The organism is Plantactinospora veratri, assembly GCF_036421995.1.
GTDB lineage: Bacteria > Actinomycetota > Actinomycetes > Mycobacteriales > Micromonosporaceae > Plantactinospora > Plantactinospora veratri.
Window position 1 is genome coordinate 1 of record NZ_JAZGQL010000041.1, and the last position, 9,640, is coordinate 9,640.

Here is a 9,640-nt window from a genome sequence, read left to right on the forward strand (position 1 = left end):
CCGCCGCGAGGTCACCGGCCGGTCCACCTCCCCGGAAGGACCCCCGCAATGAGCTCTGTCGTCGGCGCGGCACCACCACGGCACGCTGCCACGCCACCCACCCCGGAACCGACGCACCGCCGGCGGTCGTACCGCCTGGGGCGCTGGGACATCAAGTACTCGCCGTACCTCTACGTCGCCCCGTTCTTCCTCCTCTTCGGGGTCTTCGGCCTCTTCCCGGTCCTCTACACGGTCTACGTCTCGCTCTTCGAGTACGACCTGCTCAGCGGTACCAAGGAGTTCGTCGGGCTGGAGAACTACCGGGTCCTGCTGGACGACGCGCAGTTCTGGAACGCCGCCTACAACACCTTCGGCATGTTCGTGCTCAGCACCGTGCCGCAGCTGGTGGTGGCGCTGATGATCGCCAACCTGCTGAACCGGCAGATGCGCGGCCGCACCCTGTTCCGGATGGGGATCCTGATCCCCAACATCACCTCGGTGGCCGCGGTCGGCATCATCTTCGCGCTGATCTTCGCCGACCGGTACGGCCTGGTGAACTGGCTGCTCGGCACCGTCGGGATCGACCCGATCGCCTGGCGGGACAACCGCTACGCCTCCTGGTTCGCGATCGCCTTCATGGTCGACTGGCGGTGGACCGGCTACAACGCGCTGATCTACCTCGGCGCGATGCAGGCCATCCCCAAGGACCTCTACGAGTCGGCGTCGCTGGACGGGGCCTCCACCTGGCGGCAGTTCTGGAAGATCACTGTCCCGCTGATCCGGCCGACCATCCTCTTCACGATCATCATCTCCACCATCGGCGGTCTGCAGATCTTCACCGAGCCCCTGATGTACGGCTTCGGGCTGATCCGCGGCGGCGCCTCGAACGAGTTCCAGACGCTGGCGATGTACATCTACGAACGGACCTTCACCGGCAACTTCGAGTACGGGTCCGGCGCCGCGATGTCCTGGCTGCTCTTCCTGATGATCGTCGTCTTCGCGTTGATCAACTTTGCGATGGTCCGCCGCTCGGTCAAGGGGGAGCAGAAGTGACCACCATCCAGACCCTGCCCCGCACCGTCAGCCCGACGCCGCAGCCGTCCCGCCGCCGCCGCGGCCGGGGCGCGCCCGGAGCCCGGCTCTGGCAGGCCAGCCCACTGACCTACCTGGCCCTGGTGATCGGCTCGGTGCTCTCGGTCTTCCCGATCGTCTGGTCGTTCATCATCGCCTCCCGGGACAACAGCGCGGTCTACGAGATGCCGCCGACCCCGGGCGGCCAGCTGTTCAGCAACATCGAACGGATGCTGGCCAACGAGGACGCCGCGTTCCTCTACGGCCTGGTCAACTCGGCCGTGGTCTCCTCCGTGGTGACCATCTCGGTGATCTTCTTCTCCACCCTGGCCGGCTTCGCCTTCGCCAAGCTCAAGTTCCGGGGCAGCAACGCGCTGCTGCTGGTGATCATCCTGACCATGATGGTCCCGACCCAGCTCGGCATCATCCCGCTCTACCTGATGATGGTGGAGCTGGGCTGGACCGGCACCCTCCAGGCGGTCATCGTGCCGTTCCTGGTCCAGGGCTTCGGGGTCTTCATGATGCGCCAGTACGCGATGTCGGCGATCAGCGACGAGCTGATCGAGGCGGCCCGGCTCGACGGCTGCTCCACCTGGCGGGTCTACTGGAACGTGGTGCTGCCGGCACTGCGCCCGGCGGCCGCCGTACTCGGCCTGCTGACCTTCATGCAGACCTGGAACGAGTTCCTCTGGCCGTTCGTCGTGCTCACCCCCGACACGCCGACGGTGCAGTACTCGTTGAAGATCCTTTCGTCCGGCCTCTACCAGACGGATTATGTAGCTCTGTTCGCCGGCACCGCGCTGGCGACCCTGCCGCTGCTGATCGTGTTCATCATCTTCGGCCGCCAGATCATCGGCGGCATCATGGAAGGCGCCGTCAAGTCGTGAGCAACTCCACGAGCCCACTGTCCACGCAACTGCTCGAGGAGGGCCAGGGCGCGATCTTTCCCCCCGGCTTCGTCTGGGGCGCGGCCACCGCGGCGTACCAGATCGAGGGGGCGGTGCGCGAGGGCGGTCGAAGCGCATCGATCTGGGACACCTTCAGCCACACCCCCGGGCGGGTCCTGCAGGGGCACACCGGTGACGTCGCCTGCGACCACTACCACCGGTACCGCGACGACGTGGCGCTGATGGCCGAGCTGGGGCTGAAGGCGTACCGGCTCTCGGTGGCCTGGCCCCGGATCCAGCCGGACGGGCACGGCCCGGGCAACCAGGCCGGGCTGGACTTCTACCGGCGGTTGACCGACGAGTTGCTGGAGCGCGGCATCGAACCGTGGATCACGCTCTACCACTGGGACCTGCCGCAGGCGATCGAGGACGCCGGCGGCTGGCCGAACCGGGACACCGCCGCCCGGTTCGCCGAGTACGCCGAGCTGACCGTCGCAGCCCTCGGCGACCGGGTCCGGAACTGGATCACCCTGAACGAGCCGTGGTGCTCGGCCTTCCTCGGCTACGGCTCCGGGGTGCACGCCCCGGGGCGTACCAATCCGGGCGAGGCGGTCCGGGCGGCGCACCACCTGATGCTCGGGCACGGCCTGGCCACCCAGGCCATCCGGGCGGCCCGGCCGGACACCGAGGTCGGGGTGACCCTCAACCTCTACGCCGTCTCCCCGCAGACCTCCTCGGACGGCGACGCCGACGCGGCCCGCCGGATCGACGGGCTGGCGAACCGGATCTTCCTGGACCCGGTGCTGCGCGGCAGCTACCCGGCGGACGTGGTCGCCGACCTGGCGGAGGTGACCGACTTCGGTCACGTCCAGGACGGTGACCTGGAGACCATCTCCACCCCGATGTCGTTCCTCGGCATCAACTACTACAGCCGGCACGTGGTGGCCGCCCCGGTCGAGGGTGTCGAGCCGGAGCCGTACTGGCGGGCCCAGTCCTGCTGGCCCGGCAGCGAACAGGTCCGGTTCGTCACCCGGGGCGTGCCGGTGACCGACATGAACTGGGAGATCGACGCCCCGGGGCTGGTGGAGACCCTGGAGCGGGTGAATCGGGAATATCCGGAACTGCCGCTCTACATCACCGAGAACGGCTCCGCCTTCGTCGACGAGGTGGTGGACGGCCGGATCGACGACACCGACCGGCTCGGCTACTTCGACGCGCACCTGCGGGCCTGCCACTCCGCGATCTCCGCCGGAGTGCCGCTGCGGGGCTACTTCGCCTGGTCACTGCTTGACAACTACGAGTGGGCGTGGGGCTACACCAAGCGCTTCGGCATGGTCTACGTCGACTACGAGAGCCAGCGCCGGATCCCGAAGTCGAGCGCCAGGTGGTATGCCGAGGTGATCCGACGTAACGGTTTGGCCGCACAATGAACCTTGTTCGACCTCTCCGTGCGGTCCGTCGTGCCCCAAGGTGAAGGTTGGGGCGCCGGTACCGCGCTGTCCAGGTTGAACAGGGGTTCAATAGGCGTGGTCAGCCAGTATTGGGGGTGCCCGGCACCGGCCCGTGGAGGGTCGGTGCCGGACATCCGACGTCGGAGGGACAGACGATGACAACCCAGCGCACCCGCTCACTCGGGCGGCCCACCCTGGACGCGGTCGCCGCCCGCGCCGGAGTGGGGCGGGGCACCGTGTCCCGCGTCGTCAACGGATCACCCCAGGTGAGCCCCGAGGCCCGGGCGGCGGTGCAGCGGGCCATCGCCGAGTTGGGCTACGTGCCGAACCGGGCGGCCCGGGCCCTGGTGACCCAGCGGACCGACTCGGTGGCCCTGGTGGTCTCCGAGTCGGAGGAGCGGGTCTTCGGCGAGCCGTTCTTCGCCGGCATCGTGCGGGGGATCAGCTCCGCACTGCTGGAGACCCCGATGCAGCTCTGGCTGGCGATGGCGCAGTCGCCGGCCGAGCGGGAGCGGGTCGAGCACCACCTGACCAACCAGCACGTGGACGGGGTGCTCCTGCTCTCGCTGCACGACGCCGACCCGCTGCCCACCCTGCTGGAGCAGCGCGGGCTGCCGACCGTGCTCGGCGGCCGGCCGGCCCGGATGCTCGGCGACCCGTCCGGGGCGTACTTCGTCGACGTGGACAACGCCGGAGGGGCCCGGCAGGCGGTCGAACACCTGGTCGGGCAGGGCCGCAAGCGGGTGGCGACCATCGCCGGCCCGCAGGACATGGGCGTCGGCGTGGCCCGGCTGGCCGGCTACCGGGACGCGGTACGGGAAAGCGGCGGGCTGGTCAGCGACGCCATGATCGCGTACGGCGACTTCAGCGAGACCAGCGGCGCGGCGGCGATGCGCCGGCTGCTGGACAGCTGCCCCGATCTCGACGCGGTCTTCGTCGCCTCCGACCTGATGGCCTGCGGGGCGTTGCGGGCACTGCGCGAGTCCGGCCGGCGGGTGCCGGAGGACGTGGCGGTGGTCGGCTTCGAGGACGCCCCGATCGCCCGGCAGACCGAGCCGCCGCTGACCACCGTCTTCCAGCCGATGGAGGAGATGGGGCGGCAGATGGCCCGGCTGCTCGTCTCGCGGATCCGCCGGGAGGAGCGCGAGGTGCCGTACGTGCTGCTCGACACCCATCTGGTGCACCGCACCTCGGCCTGACGACCGCCCCGCCCGGCGGGGCCGCCCGCCGGGACCCACGGCGGCGCCTCAGTCGACCGTCCAGCGCCGCAGCTCGCGGCGGGCCAGCGCGGCCCGGTGCACCTCGTCCGGGCCGTCGGCGAGCCGGAGGGTGCGGGCACCGGCCCAGAGGGCGGCCAGCGGGGTGTCCTGGCTGACCCCGGCCCCGCCGTGCGCCTGGATGGCCTTGTCGATCACCCACTCGGCCATCGCCGGTGTCACGATCTTGATCGCCTGGATCTCGGTGTGCGCGCCCTTGTTGCCGACCGTGTCCATCAGCCAGGCGGTCTTGAGCACCAGCAGCCGGGCCTGCTCGATCCGGACCCGGGACTCGGCGATCCACTCCTGCACCACACCCTGCTCGGCCAGCGGCCGGCCGAACGCGACCCGCCCGGCGGCCCGCCGGCAGAGGAGTTCCAGGGCGCGTTCGGCCATCCCGACCAGGCGCATGCAGTGGTGGATCCGGCCCGGACCGAGCCGCGCCTGGGCGATCGCGAAGCCGTCACCGGGCCCACCGATGAGCTGGTCCGCCGGCACGCGTACGCCGTCGAAGATCACCTCGGCGTGCCCGCCGTGCGCCCCGTCGGAATAGCCGAAGACGGTCAGGCCGCGCCGCACCGTCACGCCCGGGGCGTCCCGGGGCACCAGCACCATCGCATGCTGCCGGTGCCGGGGCGCCGCCGGATCGGTCTTGCCCAGCACGATGAAGATCCCGCAGCGCGGGTCCATCGCCCCGGTCGACCACCACTTCCGCCCGGTGACCACGTAGTCGTCGCCGTCCCGGACGATGCTCGTCTCGATGTTGGTCGCGTCGGAGGAGGCCACCTCCGGCTCCGTCATGCAGAACGCCGAGCGCAGTTCGCCGTCGAGCAGCGGGCGCAGCCAGCGCTCCCGCTGCGCCGGGCTGCCGAAGTCGGCCAGCAGCTCCATGTTGCCGGTGTCCGGGGCGGCGCAGTTGAGCGCCTCCGGGGCCAGCTGCGGGCTGCGGCCGGTCAGCTCGGCGAGCGGGGCGTACTGGAGGTTGCTGAGCCCGGCACCGTACTCGGGATGTGGCAGGAAGAGGTTCCACAGGCCCCGGCGGCGGGCCTCGGCCTTGAGCTCGGCCATGATCGGCGGCCGGCTCCACGCTCCGGCACCGGTCGCCGGGTCGGCAGCGGCGGCGACCTGCTCGGCGTAGACCGGCTCGGCCGGCAGGATCCGGTCGGTCAGGAAGTCGTGCAGCGCCTCGTGCAGCTCGGCGGTGCGCGCGTCGAATCCGAAGTCCATCGATACTCCTCGGCGGTTGCGCTCGGCGGGGTTTGCGGTGTGCCTGCGGCGTGTGCCTCTCAGGCGGCGGCGAAGGCGCCGGGTCAGTTCCGGCGGAAGGCGGCCAGGCCGTACCCGACCAGCGGGTCGACCAGGGCGCCGATCCGGTCGAAGCCCTCGCCGACGGTCTGCCCCAGGGTGTGCCGGTAGTGGATGCCCTCGCAGATGACGGCGAGCTTGAAGCAGCCCAGCGCCACGTGCCAGTCCAGCGGGCCGACGTCGACGTCGCTGCGGGTCGCGTACCGCTCGATCAGCTCGGCGCCGGACGGGAACCCGGCGCGCGGGCCGAGCCCGTCGGCGACCGGGTTGCCGTCGGCGGCGTCGGAGTCGCCGAGCACCTCCCAGTAGGTCAGCAGCAGACCGAGGTCGGCGAGCGGGTCGCCGAGGGTGGCCATCTCCCAGTCGAGCACCGCCCGGATCGTCACCGCCGGGCTCTGCGCGGCGTCGACCCCGACGGGACCGCAGTCGGCGATCAGGTTGTCGAGGCGGTAGTCGCCGTGCACGATCCGCCCGGCGTTCAAGCCGTCCGGCGCGGTCGCGGCCAGCCGCCGGCGCAGCTCGTCGATGCCGGGCAACGGCCGGCTGCGGGACCGGTCGAGCTGCCCGCCCCAGCGGCGTACCTGCCGGGCCAGGAAGCCCTCCGGCCGGCCGAAGTCGGCCAGCCCGACGGCAGCCGGGTCGACGGTGTGCAGCGTCGCCAGCACGTCCATCATGACCAGCGCCAGCTCCCGGCGCTGGGCCTGCGTCAGCGGGTCGGTCTGGCCCCGGCTGCGGTAGACCACCCCCGGCACCCGCTCCATCAGGTAGAACGGCGCGCCGAGTACCGCCTCGTCGGGGCAGAGCAGCAGGGCGGCCGGCACCGGTACCCCGGTCGGGGCGAGCGCCGAGATCACCCGGAACTCCCGGACCATGTCGTGCGCGGTGGCCAGCACGTGCCCGAGCGGCGGCCGGCGGAGTACGAACTCGTGCTCGCCGGCCCGGACCAGATAGGTGAGGTTCGAGCGGCCGCCGAGGACGAGTTCCGCCCGGAGCGGTCCGGTCAGCAGGTCGGGGCGGTGTGCCGCGAGGTGCCCGGCCAGGCGGTCCAGGTCGAGCCCGGACGGCGACCCGGCGGGTGGCTCCGGCCGGACGGCGGTGGCCGGCGGATCGGTCATCGAGAGCAGCCGGAGAAGTCGATGGTTGGAGCCCCGGGAAAAAATGAGCGGTCAGGTGGAGGGCTGGTTTTCGGCATGGCGTCGACTCCTCTGCGGGGCCAGGACTGTCGGATGCGGTTGGGATGGTTGCGGGTGTGGACGAGACGGTGCGGTACACCTTCCGGTTGCGTCCCGGCGCGACCGCGCGGGCCGCGCTGTTGGCCGAGTAGGGGCGGTGTCGCTGGTTGTGGAACGAGGCCGTCCACCAACAGAAGTCGGGCCCTAGGCCGACGCGACCGGCGGCGGCTGCCCGGCGGCGTCAGCGTTCCGGTCGTCTGGTCCCGCGAGCTGCCGTCCGATCCGACCAGCGTCCGGGTGTCCGGGTCTACCAGGTCACCTCCCTCCCGTGCGGTCCGAGCCACAAATCCCCCTGCTGCGAGCCGTGGGGAAGCGTTAACCGGACAGTTGATGGCACTTGGGCCGTCCAGTCAAGCCCGGGCCGGGCGTGTGCCCCGGGTCCCGGTCGGGCGGCGGGGGGCGGACCGGGGCCGGTGCCGCTTCCGGGTTGTTGCTGCCGGGACATGCCACGGCAACAGGGGCGAAACGCTCATCGGGCAGCCTGGTTGACAGCTCGCCGGCGAACGCGCGCCGGTCCGCCGACGGAGGGGACGGACATGTTGCTGAGGGTTCGGGTGACCCTGCCGGATCGACCCGGAACGCTCGGTCAGGTCGCTCGCACGCTGGGCGTCGCCGGTGCCGACATCGTCGCGGTGGTGGTGTTGGAGCGACTGGGCGGCCGGGCGGTGGACGACTTCACCGTGGTCTGGCCCGGTGCGTCCCGGGTCGACCGGCTCTGCGCCGGGCTCGCCGCCATCCCGGGGGTACGGGTCAACGGCATGTGGCGGGCGATCGGCGCGCCGAACGGTGGCGGGCAGGACGCCGAACTGCTCGCACAGATCGCCGCGAACCCGGGCGACGGGCTGGCCACCCTCGTCGACGCGGTACCCGGGCTGCTCGCCGCGGACTGGGCGGCGGCGGCCGTGGTACCGGCCGACTGGGCGGCGCGTACCGGCACGGGTGCGGGGACGGTCCGGGGCGGCGGCTCGCCCGCGGTGGCGTACGCGAGCTGGCGGGCACCGGCGCCGCTGGAGTTGCCCGAGGTGACCCCGCTGCGGGCCCGCTCGCTCAACGGTCCGGCGGGCACCCACTACGCGGTCGCCCCCTTCGGCCGGGCCGGGCTGGTGCTGATGCTGGCCCGGGTGGACGGCGACGGGCTGACGGCGGCCGGCTTCCACGTCACCGAGGTCGACCGGGTCGCCCAACTGGTGCGGGCCGCCGCGACGATCCTCGGTGACCGGCTCGACCTGGTCAGCGCCCCACCGGTGGAGCCGGGGCCGCTGCCGGCGGTGCTGACCCGGCGCGGCTGACCAGCCGGCGGGCAACAGCGGGCGGGCAGGCTGGAACCGGGAAGGAGTGCAGATGGCACTGTGGCGGATCAGGGCGACCGTGGTCGACCGGCCGGGATTCCTCTCCGTACTCACCGCGAGTCTCGCGCTGCGTGGGGTGAACATCCTCGCCGTGCAGGTGCACACCACCGAGGCCGGGGCGGTCGACGACTTCCTGGTCGACGCGCCGCCCGGGTTGACCGCGGACGACCTGGTGGCGGCGGTGGAGCGCGGGCGCGGCCGGAACTGCTGGGTGGCCCCCAGCGAGGCGCGGGGGTTGGCCGACCAGCCGACCCGGGCGCTCGGCCTGGCCAGCCGGCTGGTCCGCGATCCGGACGCGCTCGGCGAGTCGCTGCGCAGCCTGCTCAGCGCCGACTCGGTCACCTGGCGGCCGGTGGTCTCCGGTCCGGCGGGTCCGGGGCACGGCGCCGAGACGATGCGGCTGCCCGACCCGTACGGCGGCTCCTTCGAGGTGCTGCGGACGGCTCCGAGCTTCACCCCGGCCGAGTACGCCCGCGCCCAGGCGCTGGTGGACCTGGCCGGTGCGGTGGCCCGGCAGGCCGTCGACCGGGTGACCCTGGTACTCCCGGACGGCGCCGAGCTGACCGTACGTCCCGCCGTTCCCGACGACCTGCCGGCGGTGCTGGAGATGCACCGACGCTGCTCGGCGCGGAGCCTGCACCGGCGCTATCCGGGGCGGGGTGCGGCGGCGCCGCAGCGGCTGAGCCGGCTGCTCTCTCCGGCCCGTGGGATCACCCTGCTGGCGTCGGCCGGTGGCGCGGACGGCCGGCCCGAACGGGTGGTGGCGATGGCGAACCTGGCCGCCGAGGGGGTGGTGGCCGAGCTCGCCCTGCTGGTCGAGGAGGACTGGCAGCGCCGTGGCCTCGGCGGCGCCCTGTTGCGCCGCCTGGTCGGGTACGGCACCCGGGCCGGCTGCGCGGCGCTGCTCGCGTACACCTCGGCCGACAACGTGCCGATGCTGCGCCTGCTGGACCGGCTGCACCGGCCGGAGACCGTCGACCGGGACGGCGACCTGCTGACGGTCACCGTGCCGCTGCACGATCAGCCTGCCGGGCCGGTGCCCAGCCCCGAGACTCCGGCCGCCGCCGAGGCGTAGCGGCCCGGAACAGACCCGGCGGTCCGGTCCTGGTG

At 72.3% G+C, this 9,640-nt stretch carries 8 protein-coding genes; 6 read left to right on the forward strand and 2 right to left on the reverse strand.

Annotated elements, in window-relative coordinates:
- The first annotated feature begins 48 nt into the window (after positions 1-48).
- From V1634_RS34955 to V1634_RS34970, 4 genes are all read left to right on the forward strand, one after another.
- Positions 49-1,032, forward strand: a complete 984-nt coding sequence (locus V1634_RS34955) for a carbohydrate ABC transporter permease (protein WP_331211901.1) — start codon at positions 49-51, stop codon at positions 1,030-1,032.
- A gap of 104 nt (positions 1,033-1,136) precedes the next feature.
- The gene (locus V1634_RS34960; protein ID WP_331211908.1) at positions 1,137-1,937 is read left to right on the forward strand and encodes a carbohydrate ABC transporter permease; all 801 of its coding nucleotides are present in this window, start codon (positions 1,137-1,139) and stop codon (positions 1,935-1,937) included.
- Positions 1,934-3,367: a GH1 family beta-glucosidase gene (locus tag V1634_RS34965; protein WP_331211902.1), complete on the forward strand. Its 1,434-nt coding sequence runs from the start codon at positions 1,934-1,936 to the stop codon at positions 3,365-3,367. The genes V1634_RS34960 and V1634_RS34965 overlap by 4 nt, the downstream gene beginning before the upstream one ends.
- Before the next feature lie 176 nt (positions 3,368-3,543).
- Positions 3,544-4,587, forward strand: a complete 1,044-nt coding sequence (locus tag V1634_RS34970) for a LacI family DNA-binding transcriptional regulator (protein WP_331211903.1) — start codon at positions 3,544-3,546, stop codon at positions 4,585-4,587.
- Between the two features lie 48 nt (positions 4,588-4,635).
- On the opposite strand, the gene V1634_RS34975 is transcribed toward V1634_RS34970, so the two are convergent.
- Entirely contained in the window at positions 4,636-5,871 is a 1,236-nt protein-coding gene (locus V1634_RS34975; RefSeq protein ID WP_331211904.1) for an acyl-CoA dehydrogenase family protein, read from the reverse strand.
- Positions 5,872-5,954: 83 nt separating this feature from the next.
- Entirely contained in the window at positions 5,955-7,064 is a 1,110-nt protein-coding gene (locus V1634_RS34980; RefSeq protein ID WP_331211905.1) for a phosphotransferase family protein, read from the reverse strand.
- A 653-nt stretch (positions 7,065-7,717) separates the two neighbouring features.
- Here V1634_RS34980 and V1634_RS34985 point away from each other — a divergent pair.
- On the forward strand, positions 7,718-8,470 hold the full coding sequence (locus V1634_RS34985; protein ID WP_331211906.1) for an ACT domain-containing protein: 753 nt from the start codon (positions 7,718-7,720) through the stop codon (positions 8,468-8,470).
- Positions 8,471-8,522: 52 nt separating this feature from the next.
- Positions 8,523-9,605: a GNAT family N-acetyltransferase gene (locus V1634_RS34990; RefSeq protein WP_331211907.1), complete on the forward strand. Its 1,083-nt coding sequence runs from the start codon at positions 8,523-8,525 to the stop codon at positions 9,603-9,605.
- Positions 9,606-9,640 lie beyond the last annotated feature (35 nt).

Coding starts and splice junctions, on each gene's coding strand:
- V1634_RS34990 (WP_331211907.1), top strand. CDS start 8,523: ATGGCACTGTGGCGGATCAGGGCGACCGTGGTCGACCGGCCGGGATTC.
- V1634_RS34980 (WP_331211905.1), bottom strand. CDS start 7,064: ATGACCGATCCGCCGGCCACCGCCGTCCGGCCGGAGCCACCCGCCGGG.
- V1634_RS34955 (WP_331211901.1), top strand. CDS start 49: ATGAGCTCTGTCGTCGGCGCGGCACCACCACGGCACGCTGCCACGCCA.
- V1634_RS34985 (WP_331211906.1), top strand. CDS start 7,718: ATGTTGCTGAGGGTTCGGGTGACCCTGCCGGATCGACCCGGAACGCTC.
- V1634_RS34970 (WP_331211903.1), top strand. CDS start 3,544: ATGACAACCCAGCGCACCCGCTCACTCGGGCGGCCCACCCTGGACGCG.
- V1634_RS34975 (WP_331211904.1), bottom strand. CDS start 5,871: ATGGACTTCGGATTCGACGCGCGCACCGCCGAGCTGCACGAGGCGCTG.